General features: G+C 46.6%; 6 protein-coding genes. 5 read left to right on the top strand and 1 reads right to left on the bottom strand.

The features are described 5' to 3' along the window. Positions 1-9: 9 nt before the first annotated feature. The 5 genes from IEY13_RS21545 (at position 10) to IEY13_RS21525 (ending at position 17,605) form a co-directional block, all read left to right on the top strand. Positions 10-7,374 (top strand): T9SS type B sorting domain-containing protein, encoded by a 7,365-nt coding sequence (locus tag IEY13_RS21545; protein ID WP_188956106.1) that lies wholly within the window; start codon positions 10-12, stop codon positions 7,372-7,374. A 99-nt stretch (positions 7,375-7,473) separates the two neighbouring features. Further along, on the top strand, positions 7,474-11,652 hold the full coding sequence (locus tag IEY13_RS21540) for a PKD domain-containing protein (RefSeq protein ID WP_188956104.1): 4,179 nt from the start codon (positions 7,474-7,476) through the stop codon (positions 11,650-11,652). A 21-nt stretch (positions 11,653-11,673) separates the two neighbouring features. Beyond that, positions 11,674-14,499, top strand: coding sequence for a T9SS type B sorting domain-containing protein (locus IEY13_RS21535; protein ID WP_188956102.1), 2,826 nt, complete (start codon positions 11,674-11,676; stop codon positions 14,497-14,499). 43 nt (positions 14,500-14,542) lie between these two features. Then, a complete protein-coding gene (locus tag IEY13_RS21530; RefSeq protein WP_188956100.1) occupies positions 14,543-15,559 on the top strand; it encodes a PorP/SprF family type IX secretion system membrane protein in 1,017 nt (338 codons plus the stop codon). 36 nt (positions 15,560-15,595) lie between these two features. Beyond that, on the top strand, positions 15,596-17,605 hold the full coding sequence (locus IEY13_RS21525; protein ID WP_188956099.1) for an OmpA family protein: 2,010 nt from the start codon (positions 15,596-15,598) through the stop codon (positions 17,603-17,605). A 78-nt stretch (positions 17,606-17,683) separates the two neighbouring features. Here the strand turns inward: IEY13_RS21525 and IEY13_RS21520 are convergent, their stop codons facing one another. Next, on the bottom strand, positions 17,684-18,037 hold the full coding sequence (locus tag IEY13_RS21520) for a hypothetical protein (RefSeq protein WP_188956097.1): 354 nt from the start codon (positions 18,035-18,037) through the stop codon (positions 17,684-17,686). Positions 18,038-18,092 lie beyond the last annotated feature (55 nt).

The raw sequence follows: 18,092 nt of genomic DNA, 5'->3' as shown, positions 1-18,092 counted from the left end.
GCCCACAACTTGTGGGCGCAAGTTGACTATTCTATAGGCAAAGCCGAAGGCTATAACCCTGCAAGGGGAACCTTTCTGGCACCTTATCCCTGCCCGCTGCAGGATTTTGCAGAAGGCCACCGCGCTCAGTATTTATACCTGGCTTCTGAATTAACAGCCCTTGGTATGCGCTCCGGAGAAATTAATGCTATCCGGTTCAGGGTTTTTTCCACCAACAGCGCCGGTGTTACAGAAAACATGGTGGTAAAGCTGGGGGGCACTGTTAATACTGCCCTGCAATACGATAAATGGGAGAATGTTACAGGGGCAGTTACCAATGCCATTGGCAACTACCAGGCAGTAACCGGCATTAATACACTAAACCTGGCTACTCCTTTTATCTGGAATGGTACTGATAATATAGTAGTGGAAATTTGTAATGGCGATGTTGCTTCTTCCGCTACTACGGTTACTACCAATACGGTAAATCCTTCTGTTTACTATTCTGCCAATTACGACTTTATCGGCTCACATACTTTTTATGGCAATAACCTGCCGGGTGGCACCGCCTGCGGTATAAAAGATACTGCTGACAGAGGAATAGGAAACCTGCGGCCGGATATTACTTTTTCATGGTCGCCCGCTGTGGTTTGTACCGGCGGCTTTACACCGGCAGCAGCAGTAAGCTCTGTAAGTTCTGTATGCGGCGCGGAAACTGTAAGTCTTTCCTGGACGGGCGAGCCGGCAAAAGGCATGACTTATCAGTGGCAGTCTTCTTCTGATAATGCTGTCTGGGCTGATATTGCTGCTGCCAGTTCTTTCCTGTATACCACTACACAACCGGCTACTACCTGGTATCGTTTAAAAATTACCTGTATCAATGGAGGTAGCACTACGCAGTATTCTTCCAGTGTAAAAGTAAATACACCCGATTTGCTGCAAGGAACTTTTACTATTGACAACGCTGTCGCAGCAAGCGACCCTGCTGCTAAAATATTCAAAACGTTTACAGATGCCTTTGGCTATATCAAATGTGGTATTAAAGGCCCTGTAGTATTTAATGTAGTTAACAACCCTACACCCTATACGGAACAATTGGTAATACCTGCCATTTCCGGCACCAGCGCAGTAAATACTGTAACGGTAAACGGTAACAACGCTGTCATCACTGCTGTAAGCAGCAATGATGTACAGCGGGCAGTAATAAAGCTGGATGGGGCCGACCATATTATTCTGAATAACCTGGTAGTGAAGGCAGCCGGTAACACCGCTTCTCAGTATGGATATGGCATTCATTTATTAAACAATGCCGATTCCAATACTGTAAAGGGTTGTACCATTACAGTAGATGCTGTGCTTACATCCTCTAACTATGCGGGTATTGTAGTAAACGGCGGGCATTCGTTTGTATCGGGTTCTGCCAATGGATTTTGTGATGATAATCTGTTTGAAGCCAACACCATCGAGGGCGGCTATTATGGAATAGCGGTAATTGGTATTGCTGCCACACCTGTCAAACGAAATAAGTTTATTAATAACAGCATTAAAAACTTCTACTATTACGGCATATATGTATACGGTGGCACCCTGCAAACGGAAATTGAAGGGAATGATCTTTCAAGGCCCGGAAGACCAGCCAGCAGTACATCGGTATATGGTATTGCGGTAGAGCAGGCCAATATGGCTGCTAAGGTTTCCGGAAATAGAATTCATAATTTCTTTGATCAGGAAGCTTCTACCATCAACGACTTTTATGGAATATCCTTTTCTAATGCCGATGCTGATGCAGGCGTAGAACATGTTGTTTCCAATAACCTCATTTATAATATTATAAGCAATGGTACCATTTATGGTATCAGAAACTTTGGTTCCAACTTCGTTAACTACTATCACAATACTATTTCTATTACAGATGCGGGTAGTGTATCTGCTGAACCGGCTTATGGATTGTTCCTGGATTTTGCAGCTTCTGCGCTGGAAGTAAAAAATAACATCTTTGCTATGGCAAGGGGTGGTGCAGGTATGAAGTATTCCATTTATTTTGATGAGCAGACGATTGCCATGTACACGTTTGATTACAACGATTATTTTCTGGCAGATCATCCCACCACACTTATGGGGTACTTTGATGGAAAGGAAATTGCCACACTGGCTGCCTGGCGAACGGCTACTGCACAGGATGAGCATTCTTTTAATGAAGACCCCGGCTTTACAGATGCGGCAGCTGGTAATTTTACACCTACATCGGCCATTGTTAACGATAAGGGCACTGCTGTACCTGTGCTGAAAGATATTGTGGCTGCCAACAGAAGCACCACCAAACCCGATGTGGGGGCATACGAATTTGCATTGCCTGCCTGTGGTACCAATTTCCGGCCGGGGGAAGCTTTTTCCAGTGTAGGTGTTATTACCTGCCCCGATAAAAGCATGCTGCTGAATCTGAAGAGTAACGATGTGGGCTTAGGGCTTACCTACCAATGGGAAAGTGCATCTGCTTTAACAGGCACCTGGTCATCGGTAAGTACCGCTTTACAATATCCGGCCTATACGGTAAAAACCAGTAATACCAATATGTATTACCGCGCTGCTGTTTCCTGTAATGGTGGTACGCCTTTATACTCTGTGCCTGTACAGGTAACGGTAGGCGGCGTATTTCAGGCGGGTACCTATACTATTGATAAAACAAAACCTTCAGATCCGGCCGGTACCAAAAATTTTAATTCCTTTGGTGAGGCAGTGGCTGCTTTAAGCTGCGGTATCGGCGGCCCGGTAGTGTTCAACGTAAAACAGAATATATATACGGAACAGTTCCGTATTAATCAGATTGCCGGTACTTCCAAAACCAATACCATTACTTTCCAGAGCGAAACCGGTAATGCAGCAGATGTAATTCTGCAGTATACACCTGCCAGTGTTAATAATAATTATGTGGTATTGCTGGATAGCGCTACCCATATCAATTTCAAAAACCTCACCATCAGGTCGCTGGCAGATGCTAATGTGGGCAGAATGGTGGTGCTGGCCAATACGGCTGCTGAGGACAGTATTGTGGGATGTAAGTTTGATGGCGCCAATGTTGCCAGTATTATTACTTATATGGATCCTGTTAGCTCAGCAGGCATATATGGTATTAACCTGAAAGGGGGAAGTCTGGTAATAGCCGGTAATATATTCAGAAAGGCATCACGCGGTGTTTATCTGCAGGGGCTGTCAGCAACCGTGCTCAGCAGAAACAATATTATAGAGCGCAATACTTTTGATAGTGTTTATCATCAATATATCTATGCAGCCAATGCCAGTGGTATAAAAGTAAATAAAAATACTATTCCGGTTAACACTGCATTAAGTGCTGCCAGCTTTAACCAGGGCGTGTATGCCATTTACCTCAGCAACTGCGATAGTGCTTATGAGGTAAACGATAACAACATTACTTTACAAAACAATGCGGGTTATATCTACGGTATCAGAATTGCGGGTAATAATGCCACTGAAGCTGTCAGAGGTCAGGTACGCAATAACACGGTTATCGGATTAACGGGGCTTAAATCGCTTACGCATGGTGTCAATCTTTCTGACTACTCCTATACAGATGTTATTAATAATGAGGTGAGCATTGCTTCAACTGTTGCGGGAACCAGTAATAGTGTTTATGCAGCTGCCCTGGTTACTACTAACGGAAGAGGTGTAAATGTGTATAATAACTCATTGCTGAATACTTCTGCTGCGGCTGGTATTTACAATGTTGCCTTGTTTGTAGATCATCAGTATTTCAGTTCTGGTGGCTTTACCAATTTCAACAATAATGTATTTGCCAATGCGGGTGGCGGGCCGGCTATTTTTTACAATTACACGCCTGAACATGTTAAAACAGATTATAACCTGCTATACTCGGCAGGCAATGTACTGGTTAAGAAGGGGCCTACAGGTGGTGCTTTTAATGCCGACTATGCCAGCATTGCTGCATGGCGTAATGCCTATTATACCGAAATAAATTCTATTGTGTATAAGCCTGCGTTTACCAGCAATAGTAATCTGCAGCCGCTGGCTTCAGACGCCAACTCCTGGGCTTTGCAGGGCAGGGGTACGCAACTGAGCGGAAACAATGTGGATAAGAATGGTAACGCACGTTCTGTAACACTTACGGGTGGCGTTCCGGATATTGGTGCTTATGAGTTTCTGCCAACGGTAGCACCTCCGGCATTGGTGGCAACTCCGGCTGTACCGGCACCGGGTATTACCCAGGTGTTCAGCATGGGCTCTGATACCGTTACCAGAATTACCTGGGCAGCCGATGCGGCAGTGCCTGCCGCTGTAACCTTAAAGCGGTATTCAGGCGTACTGCCTGAAGGGCTGGTGGCTACTGAAAAATCGCTGTATTATTATATAAGTGCCGAAGTAACCGGTGGCAGTACTTATAAATTTAATGTTCAGCAGCATTTTATAAATCCCTGGCAGAACAACCTGCAGGTGAAATCGCTTATTAAGCTGGGTAAAACCAATGTAGCAGGAGAGTGGGGTGCCAGCAGCACCAGTGTTATAGATTCTGTTTCCAATATTATTAAAGACAGTGCGCAAACCTTTTTGGGTAAGCATACCGGTATGACGGATGGTAAGATGCCTGAAAAGCCGGTGTACACTACTACACTGGATAGTTCCAACCTGGGTACCCGTTTCTGGGCTCCCTACGGGTTAAGCAGAGATGCTATTCTTGCCAATGGGCAGCAAATGAAGTTTGTGCTTGCGGCACAAAAAACTACCGAGGTAACTGTATCTGTTATGGGAACGCCTTATAGCAGAACCTACACGGTACCTGCAGGTGGTGTGGTAACTACAGATGAAGTGCCGAAGTCGGGTGTATACGATGCCTGTTTACGGGTGGAAGGATTATCTGACAGAGGTATTCTGATTGAAAGTAAAGAACCTATTTCAGCCACTGCCAATCTGGTTGCAGGCCTGGATGAAACAAAAGGATTGTTACTGCCTGCCGGTTCGTACGGTAAAAGCTATATAACCCTGGGGGCGCGTCAATTTAGTGGTTATAGCAATGAAACAATGTCTACCTCCTGGGTAAATGTTATTGCTGACCATGATAACACGGTAGTTGAAATTGTACCTGGCGGCAATACAAAAGGTGGACAGAAAGCAGGTGTACCCTTCCGTGTAACTTTAAACCGCGGTCAGGTATATCAGATACTGGGGGCTTTTGTTACACAGCATTATACTCCGGATAACCTGGATCAGTATTCTTATGAGTGTGCAGACCTTACCGGTACCAGCGTAACCGCTGTGCCTAATGATAAGGGCGACTGTTATGCAATAGCAGTGTTTGCGGGTAGCGCAGGCACCGGTATTCAGTGCCAGGAAAACTTTAACGGCGCAGACTCTTATTTATTTCAGCAGAGCTACCCCAATCAGGCCTGGGGCAAATATTACCTTACGGCACCGTTTGCTACCAGAAACAGTAAGAACGAGCATCTGTTTAACATATTTCGTGTAATGGTAAAAGACCCTTCAACAGTGGTTAAACGTAATGGTGTTGTTATGAGCGGGATGAAAGCCAATTACTATGAGTTTGTAAGCAGAGATCCTGAATATATTGAGGCAGATAAGCCGGTAATGGTAGGGCAGTATATGACCTATTTTACTTCCTGTGGTAATGATGAATATGTAAGTCCCGGAAGTGCGGAAAACATGATTTACCTCACCCCACTGGGGCATGGTTTAAAAAGCACTACGTTTTACCGCAGAACGGGTGCCGTAAACTACATTACTGCAATTGTGCCAACAGGCGCACTCGGTTCGTTGAAAATTGATGGTGCGGCTACCTTCGACAGTACCTATGCACATCCTCAAAAGCCTGGTTATAGTGTGGTAATGAAAAGCTGGGCCAGTGCCAACGGTGTTTCTGTTATCAGCTGTGATACGGCATTTACGGCAAACGTGCATATGCCTTATAATATGGGACACTGTTACAATGTTGGTTTCCGCATTCCAAGAGTAGGTATAGATACTTCCGGTTTAAAAAATACGCATAACCTATCCGCAGTGCCTGATACTTATACCTGCGTAAACGCACCTTTTAAACCTAAAGTTTACCTGAGTGTGCCTGCTACTACACTGGTGTGGGAGTTTAGTAAAACAACCGGCTTTAACCTTACGGCTGATGTGGTGCAGAATAATCCTGTGCCTGTTGAAAAAGTAGAGATAGGTTATACTGATTACTATGTGTACGTGCCGGATCAGGATTTGAAAATAAGCAGTACGGGCTCTTACACTATTCCTGTAAAAGCTGGTTACAGTGAAGCTGCCAGTAGCTGCGCTTCTCAGGTAAGTGGCGAAGTGAAGATTTTGGTTACAGCTGCCCCGGTGGTAGATTTTACTACAGCCTACAACGGATGTTTGAATACTGCTGCTGAGTTTACTTCTACAGTCGCAGCATCTAATGGGGCAGTGGCTGACAGGTGGAAGTGGAGTTTTGGTGATAATACCACTTCTGCTATGCAGCATGCCTCCAAAAAATGGGATAACGCGGGTACCTATCAGGTATTGCTGGAGGCTATTACCAGCGATGGTTGTTTGAACACTGCGGCCAAAGAAATAAAGGTGCATGCCTTGCCGGTGGTTGAGGCAGAAGAGGATAGCCTGGGCGCATGCGCCGGAAACCAGGTAATCTTTAAGGTAAAGGCGCCGGAACCAGATGTTATTTACAGCTGGTTTGATGTACCAGCTACAGGAACTGCCTTTGCAACAGGTGCTTCGTATATAGCAACTGTGGCCGGTACCAGACTGTATTATATTGGCGCTTCGCAAAACGGATGTGTAACAGATGATCGTGTAAAAGTTACCGCCTATATTATACCGGACGTGGCGGCGCCTTTGGTAACCGCTGATGTGCCGGGTGTATATTCCCTGGGCTTTACATGGGCTGCTGTACCCAACGCAACGGGCTATGTAGTTTCTACTGATGGTGGTTTAAGCTGGCATGTGCCTTCTTCGGGTTCAACGGGTACCACGCATGTGGTAACAGGTTTGCAGCCCCGCCAAACGGTAACTATACTGGTAAAAGGCATTGGTGGTTGTAAGGAGAATGTTTCTGCGGCGGTTTCTTCCACTACTTTATCAGATAAAGTTTTTGTACCTAATAGCTTCTCGCCTAATGGTGATGGAAAAAATGATGTGCTGATGGTGTATGGCAGTGCTATTAAGGAACTGAAGTTTATGGTGTTTACTCAGTGGGGGCAGAAGGTGTTTGAGACGGCCGTTACGGGCAGTGGATGGGATGGTTTGTATAATGGTAAGCCATTGCCTTCGGGGGTATATGTGTATGTGTGCAGCGCCATACTTACCACGGGGCAGGAGATTAATAAAAAGGGAAGTATAAATCTGATACGTTAATTCACAACTGTAACGCCCTGCCTTACCACGGCAGGGCATTGCAGTTTATAAAAACACTCCGTAGTGTTTCTGTGCCAAACGGAGGGGGAGCATGTAAAGATGAAGAGAGCAGTAGTTATATTATTCATTTTGATAAGCGGCGTAAAAATGGCCGCAGGTCAGATGTTTTCTAACAGAGGAACTGATTTCTGGACCGGTATGGGCCACAACTCCAACTATGAAATCAGCGCCTGGTTTCCTACTGATACCCCCCGGCTGGCACTGATGTTTAATGCAGAGCGCGATGCCAATGTAATAGTTACTATAGAGGGTACCACCTACCGCCGCGAATATCCGGTGAAAGCAAATTCTGTTGTTAGAACAGACCCCTTTCCTATAGGTTACCGCGATAAGCCTGCCAGTATTTATGATGTAATGTTATATACCCGGACTTCGGATTGGGGAGGAACCAATTCTGAAGGTCTGTTTAAAAACAAAGGGGTGCATATTACCAGCGATGTGCCTATTGTGGCCTATGCGCACTTTTATTCAAACGCCAGTTCTTCCGCCACCATGTTAATGCCTACAGAGTCCTGGGGCTATTCTTATCTGGGGCTTACCCCCCGCCAGTCTATTACGGTAAATGCTGCTCAGCCGGGTGAAATTTCCAATCACAACCGTTTTTCCTGGATGTTTTTTGTAGCCGGTAAAAATGATACCCGTATACGCATTACCCCTTCTGTACCTACGCGCAATGGTTCGCCTGCAGGTGTGCCTATTGATGTAACGCTGCAAAAAGGAGAAATATATCAGATGCTGGCCGCGGAAAAAGGTTTGGGAGATATGTATGACCTCACCGGCACCACTGCGGTATCTATTACCAACAGTGAAGGCAAGTGTGTGCCTTTTGCGGGCTTTGCGGGCAGCAGTGGAATGGGCGTGCCCTGTACGGGTATTTCCGGTACGCAGAGTTTTGCTACGGAAGAGTGTATGATGCAACAGATGTTTCCTAAACATGCCTGGGGTAAACGCTATTTAACTGCCCCCTCCAGTGTAACCACTTCGCCCACTACCAATAACTATAATGTTTTCAGAATAATGGTAACCAACCCGGCTACTGTTGTTAAAAGAAACGGGGTGGTTTTAACCGGTATAACGCCACTGAATTATTACGAATACAGAAGTAATACAGCGGACTATATTGAAGCGGATCTGCCCATACAGGTGCTGCAAATTTTTCCCTCGCAGGGGGAGTGTGGCTATATTGGCACCGGCGACCCTGAAATGATTTATCTGAGCCCGGTAGAGCAGGGCATTAAGAAGGTAGGCTTTTTTAGAAATGACCGGTTTAGTATTGACTGGAATTTTCTTACACTGATAGTGCCCACTGCCGGCGTTGCCTCACTTACCATAGATGGCAAAAAACAGGATTTTTCGCATACTTATCCGCATCCTTATCTGAACGGATATACGGTTGTGGTACGCAGGTGGAATACGCGTTCTAATACAGACGTAAGGGCCCCCACGCAGTGTATAGTTGAAAGCGATTCTGCATTTACAGCTATTACCTATGGCTTTTCAGATGCAGAATCGTATGGGTATAATGCAGGTACTTATATCAACAACCTCAATGGTTTTCCTGAATATAAAAACGTATACAATACAGGCGACACTGCTAACAGCTATACCTGTGCACAAACGCCGGTGCAGTTATCTGTGCTGATGCGTTACCAGCCCACGCGTATTGAGTGGAAGCTGAGTGAAATTGCAGATAAAATAACGCCCGCCACAGACGTAGTAATCAATAGTCCTGTGGCAGAAGGGGAAGTGCAGGTGTTTGGGGTTACCTATTACCGTTATTCCCTGCCGGGTACTTATCAGTTTACCACATCCGGTTACATTACGGTGCCGGTATATACTACACACCCAACGGTAGATGTATGCAGTAATACCGAGCAGATACCTTACCAGGTAATAGTAGAGAAGGCACAAAAAACAGACTTCAGTATTGTATATGAAAACTGTAAAACACAGGAACTGATTGGTTTTGAAGCAGCACCCAAATTTACGGATGGTGCAGATGTATTAAGGTGGGAGTGGCGTTTTATGAACAATGCGGTGGCAGCTACAGCCACAGGGCAGCAGGTAAAACACCTGTTTGATTTGGGTAACCACTCCGCAAAACTGGTGGCAGTAGATAATAACGGTTGTATATGTGATACTACCAAACCGTTCAGCTTATCTGACAAGCCGGCTGTGCCTGCCTTTGCGGCATCGGGAACGGTTTGTACGCAAACAGGCACCACGTTTACTGAAACAGTGCCACAGGCGGGTATTAAAGAATGGTACTGGGATTTTGGGGAAGGCACACCGGTAAAGGTTACTGAAAACGGACATACGCAAACTCACGCCTATCCGGCACATGCGGCTGCTGTAACCGTAAAACATGTAGTAAAGTATAGTGCCGGCTGTATCAGCGATACGGCTTACCAAACCATTCCTGTGTATGCACTTCCAAAGCTGGATGTAGAGTATGATGAGGGTTGCCTGCCTGCCGGTGGCCGCATTAGTTTTACCAGTAAGTCTACCGTGGCCGATGCGCAAACCATCAGTGGTTATAGCTGGGATTTTGGCGATATATCCAGTACGCCTGATAACCCCAATACAGCTACGGTGGCTAACCCCTCGCATTTATTTGGTGCCAATGAATATCTGATTACCTATAAAGTAACCACCAACAGAGGGTGTAGTGCCGATACGGTATTAAAAGCTGCTTTCAGCCCGCGTGCGGTACTTGCTTACGCTGCTTTGCCTGCGGTATGTGTAAACGAAAAAGCACCGGTGTCTGTTGCCACGGCAGCCGTAACCAATGGTGTTGCCGGTACTGGTTATTACAGAGGGCCGGGTGTGGAAAATGATGGTAAATTTTATCCTGCCGTGGCAGGGGTAGGTACACATACTATCTGGTGTATTTTTACCACCTCAAAAGGCTGTGCTGATTCTGTATCCACTACTATAGTAGTGAAACCTAAGCCATTGGCTCAATTTACTTATACGGGCAGCACATGTGCCGGTGGTACTATTACTTTTACCGATGCATCTACCCTGAATGGAGGGTCTGTTACCACCCGTAAATGGAATATGGGTGATGGTACCCAGGCGGAATACAATACTGCTGCCCCTTTTACAAAAGTGTATACTACGGTTAAACGTTATGATGTACAACTGATAGCTGCCGGTAATAACGGCTGTGCGGATACCATTACTAACGCTTTACAGATACAGGCATTGCCTAAAGTGGATTTTCAAACTCCGGCTGCTATATGTATGCCCGAAGGCAAAGCAGCATTTGTAAATAAATCCGCCCCGGCAGATGGAACTGCATTAAGCTATAAATGGAGTTTTGGAGATAATACCACTTCTGTAGAAACTGATCCGGTGCATACCTATACAACAGCAGGTAATTATCAGGTAAAACTGATAGCTGCTGCAACAGGTGGGTGTGCAGATAGCATAACTAAAGTGGCTGACCAGTTTTTCAGCCAGCCTGTGGCGGGTTTTGATGCGGCTACTACCGCTTTGTGCCAGGGTACACCAGCTGTATTTACCAATACCAGCACGGCACCCGGAAGTACGCTTGCCACATGGGCCTGGAGCTTTGGCGATGGTACTGTTGCCAGCAGCAGAAATGCCTCTAAAACGTATACTTCTTCCGGTACTTATACCGTAACACTTACTGTAACTAATGCAAAGGGCTGTAGCTCTGCCCTGGCTTCTAAAGTAGTAATGGTTTACCTGCAACCAATAATAGATGCGGGTGCAGATATTGCTGCGGAGGAAGATGAGCTGGTACAACTGAAGGCAACGGCTAACTCAACCCGGCTTCAGTTTGCGTGGTCGCCTGCACAGCTGGTAAGTAATGCTGCCATACTACAGCCTACTGTACGTGTGAAAGAAGATGCAGTATTAACGCTTACTGCTACCGGAGAAAATAATTGTACGGCTACCGATGAGGTGCAGATTCTGGTGCAGCGCCCGTTGGTAGTGCCTAACATATTTACGCCCAATGGTGATGGCATTAATGATACCTGGCTGATTAAAAACCTGAACATGTATGCAGGGGCGGTGGTGCAGCTGTTTAACCGGTATGGACAAAAGGTGATATTGTTTAAGGGCGACGCAAAGCCATGGGATGGTACGGTAAACGGAACACCCGTACCTGGTGGTGTTTATTATTATATTATTCAATTGAACAATGGGCAACCTGCGCTTACTGGTAGTGTTACAATTATCAGATAATAGAATGCAGCAAGCCTGGGTATGAAATATATAATTCACATACTGATGCTGATAACAGGTTTTGTAAATAAGGGTGTGGCACTGGCCCAACAGCTTTCTAACAGAGGAAGCGAGTTTTGGGCAGGATACGGACACCATCAGTTTATGGAACCTGGTATTGCGGCTGGTCTTGCCAACTCGCAGCAGATGGCGTTGTGTTTTGTTGCCGGTGAAAAACCAGCGCATATAATAGTTACTATTCCCGGTACTGCCTACCGGCAGGAGTATGATGTTGCTGCGCAATCTGTACTGAAGAGTGCTGTACTGCCTGCGGGAGCGCCACAGGCAGCCATTGACTGCCGGTTGTACACTCCGCCGCCCGGCGGGGGTGGTACCGGATCGGAAGGTGTTTTTTCGCGCAGGGGCATTCATATCACCAGCTCTGAACCTATTGCCTGTTATGCGCAGCTGACCGCTACAGGCGCTATGGCTACCAGTATGCTGTTGCCGGTGAATACCTGGGGGTACAATTATGTATCTGCCTCGGTAAAACAAAATAATGCTACCGCCAGCGGCAATTGTTTTTCGTGGATATATGTAATAGCCCATGAAAACAATACCAGAGTAAGGATAATACCTTCGGCTGCTACACGCAACGGAAAGCGTGCAGGCGAAGCATTTGAAATAACCTTACAGGAGGGAGAAATTTATCAGTTGCTGGGTGCAGGCATTAACCAGGCAGAAGGGCAGGATTTATCGGGCTCGCAAATAGCTGCTATAGGTAACACAGAAGGTAAATGTTTTCCGGTAGCTGTGTTTGCCGGCAGCAGCGGAACAGGGGTGGCCTGCACCAGCACGGGAGCTGTTAGCAGCGACCCGCTGATGCAGCAGGTGTTTCCGGTAAACGCCTGGGGAGCAAGATATATTACTGCACCTACCAGTACGGATGGCGCGGCGGATAAGCCCAACGTAAACGTATTCCGCATTGTGGTAAAAGACCCGGCTACGGTGGTGGTTAAAAACGGTATGCGCCTGTATGGTTTAAATGGCAATTACTACGAGTACCAGAGTGATAAAGCTGATTATATTGAAACAGACCAGCCCGTGCTATTGCTGCAATCTATTCCCTCAGAAGGCAGTTGTTTTAATGTAGGCAAGGGTGATCCGGAACTGATGTATCTGAGTCCGCTGGAACAGGCAGTAAACAAAACAGTGTTTTACCGTTCCCGCCAGGGCAGTATTACGGTAAACTATCTTACCCTGCTGATAAAGAACGAAGGTGTGGCTTCATTAAAAATAGATGGCGCGTTACATGCGTGGACCACTCAGTATGCACACCCTAACCTGCCCGGTTACACCGTAGTAATAAAAAGATGGGATGCTGCAGATGCACATTGCGCTGTGGAAAGCGATTCGGCCTTTATGGCTATTACGTATGGCCTGGGTAGCGGTGAATCGTACGGATTTAATGCAGGCACTAACCTGCAGAATGTATCTGGCAAAGCAGCTATACATAACGTAATGGACATAGCAGGTGGCTACCATGCCTATACCTGTGTAAATACGCCGGTTAAACTATCGCTGCTGATGCGGTATAAGCCGGTGGAAATTAACTGGCGCTTAAGTGCAATGACGGCAGTGGCTGCTCCGGCAGCAGATGTGGTGCAGCGTACACCCGTGCCGGAGAAAACAGAAACGCTGAACGGGCAAACCTGGTATACCTATACCCTGCCTGATACCTATCGTTTTAACAGCGCAGGGGTATATGATATTCCGGTATACACTGTATATCCTGCCGTAGAAAACTGCGACCATAAAGAACAGATTGCTTACCGCATACAGGTAAAAGCTGCGCCGGTAGCTGGTTTTGAAGTGGCTTATAAGGCTTGCAGCGATTTGCAAAGCGTTGCTTTAAAAGGTGATTCCCTTTTTGCAGACGGGCAGTTGGTAACAAAATGGAATTGGGTGTTAACGGGTGCTGGTGAAACCTATACAGCAGGGGAAAGAAATGTAGATAAAGAATGGTGGCCCGGTGTATACCACATACAATTGAAGGCAGTGTCTGCAACAGGTTGTGTGGCAGATAGTGTACGCAGCATTACGCTTACGGGCAAACCGGTAGCTGCCTTTGCTGTGCAGCCGGAAGATGTATGTGTGGGGGAAGAGCAGTTGTTTACTGATAACAGTACTATTAACGCTGGTACTATAGAACGCCGCAACTGGCAGTTTTCGGATGGCAGTCGTGCAGAATTGCCGCAGGTAGTAAAACGCTTTGCCACTGCGGCAACTTATACCATACAGTTAACCGTTACCAGCAATCAGGGATGTGAGGCAACTACAGATGGGCAGGCCGTGGTACATAGCTTACCGGTAATAGATGCCGGACCTGCCATTATTGCCAAAGCAGGCAGCGTAGTAAAGATAGCGGCAACCGCAGCAGATACAATTACCACGCGCTTTGTATGGACGCCGGCTGCGGGATTGTCTGATGCTGCACGTTTAAACCCCAACCTGCTTGTGCAGCACGACCGGGTGTACCTGCTTACTGCTACCAATATACATGGGTGCCGGGCAAGTGATGAGCTGGTGGTGGAAGTACTTAAGCCGGTAGAGGTGCCTGGAGTGTTTTCTCCCAATGGAGATGGCATTCATGATACCTGGGTAATACCCGGTTTAGCGGACTATGCGGGCGTAGTAGTGGCAGTGTATAACCGCTACGGGCAACAGGTTTTCCGCTCAGCAGGCTACAGCCGTGCGTGGGATGGTATGGCTAATGGCAAACCTTTACCAACAGGTGTGTACTATTATATGATTCAGTTGAAGAATGGTATGGGGCAGCTACAGGGTTCGGTAACTATTGTACGATAATAATGTGTAAAAAAGTTTTATCCATAACTAACTAAAAGAAAATATGAGAACAAGACGCATTTTAATAAGCACTTCGTTAGCGCTGCTGGTGGGTACAGCGGCTAACCAGCTGAAGGCGCAGGATCCGCATTATACGCAATACTACATTTACCCATCGTGGTTAAACCCGGCGCTTACCGGTGTGTTTGATGGTGATGTGCGGGTATCGGGCATATACAGAAGTCAGTGGGGCAATGTTACCTCCCCGTATAAAACACCGGGCATATCGGCCGACTTTAACACCTCGCGCAATGCAAGCTTTGGTGTAAGTGCCTTACAACAGCGGGCGGGCGATGGTGGTTACAGTTATTCCACTGCTTACGGCAGCTTTGCCTTTTCGGGTGTACGGTTTGGCCGCAATGGCTACCACCGTTTAAACCTGGGCCTGCAGGCAGGTATTATTCAAAAAAAGTTTGACCCTACCAAAGCCAGCTTTGGCAATCAGTATAACCCCGCTACCGGGGAGTTTGATCCTGGTATGGCCGCTGGTGAAAGCTTTGCGCGCACTGCCTCTACCAATTTTGATGCGGGTGCAGGTGTGTTGTATTTTGATGCTACACCGGGCAAAAAAGCCAACCTGTTTGCGGGCTTCAGTGTATCGCATCTTACCCGCCCGGCAGATAAGTTTATGGAGAAAAGCGAAGAAGCCAAACTGGCTATGCGCTATACTTTCCATGCCGGTGTACGTATTATGCTTTCTGAAACCATGAGCATTACACCTAACGCCTTGTACATGAAACAGGGTAGTGCGCAGGAAAAAATGATAGGTGCGTTTTTACAAAGCAGGGCCACAGAAACTACCGATGTAATGCTGGGGGCTAACCTGCGCCTGAATGATGCAATATCTCCGTTTGTGGGCTTTACGTATAAGGACTGGGTATTGGGTGCCAGCTATGATATCAATACATCTGACCTGGGTAAAATTGCCAGAGGCGCTAACAGTTTTGAACTGTCGCTCTCAACCATTATCCGTAAAAAAGTAAAAACGGAGGAAGTGGAATTTGTTTGTCCACGACTGTAATTTTTTGTTATCTCATTCAAACCACTACAATCTGTTATGAAAAAAATATACTTAAGTGCGGCGCTGCTGTTAAGCGGTATGATGGTGCAGGCACAGTTTACTTATAATTATCTGAAAGCGGCGGATAACTATTACTCAAAGGGTGATTACTCTTCTGCCAGCAATTACTATGAAAAATATCTTACCGCGGCCACTTCTAAAACAGGAGGCGATAACTACGACCCTTATGTAGCCGAATCGCTGAAAGCAGGTTCAAAATCTCCCAAAGGCAGCAGTAGCCGTGTGCAGGCAGTATATAACCTGGCAGAGAGCTACCGTAAACTTACTTATTACAGCAAGGCTGAGCCGTTTTATAAAGAGGCCACTGCGGCAGGCGCACAGGCTTTTCCGCTGGCGCAATTTCATTATGCAGGCGTACTGAAGAAGCTGGAAAAATATGCAGATGCCGAAGCGGCTTATCAGGAGTTTCTGAAAAATTATGCTACAGCGGACAACTATACGGCCCAGGCTAAACAGGAGTTGGAAAGCCTGCGTTTTATTCAGGCACAGCTGAAGAAAGAAGATGCGAAGTTGTATACGGTTACCAAACCCGCTTTAAATGCAGAAGGTGCAACCTATGCGCCGGTATGGCTGAATGATAATACTTTATTATTTACCTCTACCCGTGCAGATAAAGATGCGGCTAAAAACACGCTGCATACCAACAGGGTATATGAAGCGGCATATAACAGTGCTGCGGAAGGCGCTGCTAAAGCGGGCCTGCCGCAACCTGCCGGTGCCCACCAGGGTGTGGTAAGTGTAAGTGCAGACGGTCGCCGCATGTATATTACCCGGTGGACGGTGAAGGACGGACAAAAGTCGGCTGCTATTTACCGCAGCGACCGCACAGGAGAAAACTGGTCTGACCCTGTGGCGCTGGAAGCTTCTGTAAACGAAGCCGGCACCAATAACCAGCAACCTTTTATCAGTGCCGATGGTACGTATTTGCTGTTTGCCAGCGATAGAAAAAGCGGCCAGGGTGGTTATGATATATGGATGGCAGAAATGGATGCCAGCGGACATGCCGGTAAGGTACAAAACCTGGGAACCGCTATTAATACTGCTGCTGATGAACAGGCGCCCTATTATCATGCAACTACGCGTACACTGGTGTTTAGCAGCAATGGCCGTATAGGTATGGGTGGATATGATTTATACAGTGCCAAGGGAACGCCGGGCCAGTGGGCAGCCGCTAAAAACATGGGCTACCCCGTTAACTCGGTGAAAGACGATATGTACTTTGCTGCAAAAGGAAATACTAAAAACCTGCTGGCCGATGCGCTGATCAGTTCTGACCGCTCCAGCGCCTGCTGTCTGGAAATAGTAGCTGTACAGAAGAAGCAGCCTGCAAGGGTAGTTTCCGGTATAGTAATAGATTGCGGTACCGGCAGCCCGCTGGCTAATGCAGAGGTAGCGTTACTGGATACGGTAAGCGGCCGCCCTGTGGGCAGGCAGCAAACGAATGCGGAAGGACGATATTCTTTTACACTGGAAGAATTTCAGCCGCTGAAAGTAATAGCTACTGTACAGCAGTACGAGCAGGGTAGCGTTTCGTTTACTGCCCCTGCAGATGAAGAAGTGGTAATTGTAACCAACCCCTCTTTATGCCTGGTAAAAGTTCCGGCCAAACCGGAACTGGAAGTGGGTAAGGCGAAAGTAATGGAGCATGTGTATTATGAACTGAATAAAGCTACCGTGCTGGATGAATCTAAAGGTGCTTTGGATGAGCTGGTACAGCTGTTAACAGAAAACCCGGCTATGACTATTGAAATAAGCGGGCATACGGATAGCATTGGCAGAAAAGCGTATAACCGCAAACTGAGTCAGCAACGTGCAGACAATGTAGTAGCTTACCTGGTAAGCAAAGGCATTGATGCAGCCCGCCTGAAAGCAGTGGGTTATGGCGATACGGTACCTGTTGCACCTAACTCAAACGAAGATGGTTCTGACAATGCGGAAGGCCGTAAACAGAACAGAAGAACGGAATTTAAAGTGTTGAGTAAATAGCGGTATTAGCGTAGTAATAAAAACAACAAGAGCCCCGGAAGGGGCTCTTTGCGTATAAAAAAGTTTTTGGTGCTGGTATTAATAGTCGTCGTCTTCATCATCCTCATCTTCCCACTGCAATACATCTACCCAGTAATCCCATGCGGCATCCAGTATGCTGATGATGAGGTCTTCGGTGTATATTGTTTTATCAAGAGGGGCAAAGGGCGTAAATACAAACTGATATTCTTCTACAATATCGCCATCATCATATACAAAGGTTTTATGAACAAACTCATCGCTTTCTATGGCATCCTGTTCGTCCAGTAAAATTACTTTAATCAGGGCGTTGGGCTGTGGAAGGTGTAGCACATACTCGCCAAAGTCTTCATCCAGCGGATTGTGGCAGTATAAAAAATCACTCATGGTAAAATGGATTTTATTAGAAGTCAAAGTTAATGGTTAGGCTCGTCACAAATTTTAGAGGTGTTTTGTTCCTTGTAGCTAA

Origin of the sequence: Filimonas zeae (assembly GCF_014641615.1) — a bacterium.
Taxonomy (GTDB): Bacteria; Bacteroidota; Bacteroidia; order Chitinophagales; family Chitinophagaceae; genus Filimonas; species Filimonas zeae.
This window is presented reverse-complemented; position numbering and strand designations above follow the sequence as displayed.

Bases quoted from the DNA above. Each gene is read 5' to 3' on its own strand.
- IEY13_RS21540 (WP_188956104.1), top strand. From the start codon at position 7,474: ATGAAGAGAGCAGTAGTTATATTATTCATTTTGATAAGCGGCGTAAAA.
- IEY13_RS21535 (WP_188956102.1), top strand. From the start codon at position 11,674: ATGAAATATATAATTCACATACTGATGCTGATAACAGGTTTTGTAAAT.
- IEY13_RS21530 (WP_188956100.1), top strand. From the start codon at position 14,543: ATGAGAACAAGACGCATTTTAATAAGCACTTCGTTAGCGCTGCTGGTG.
- IEY13_RS21525 (WP_188956099.1), top strand. From the start codon at position 15,596: ATGAAAAAAATATACTTAAGTGCGGCGCTGCTGTTAAGCGGTATGATG.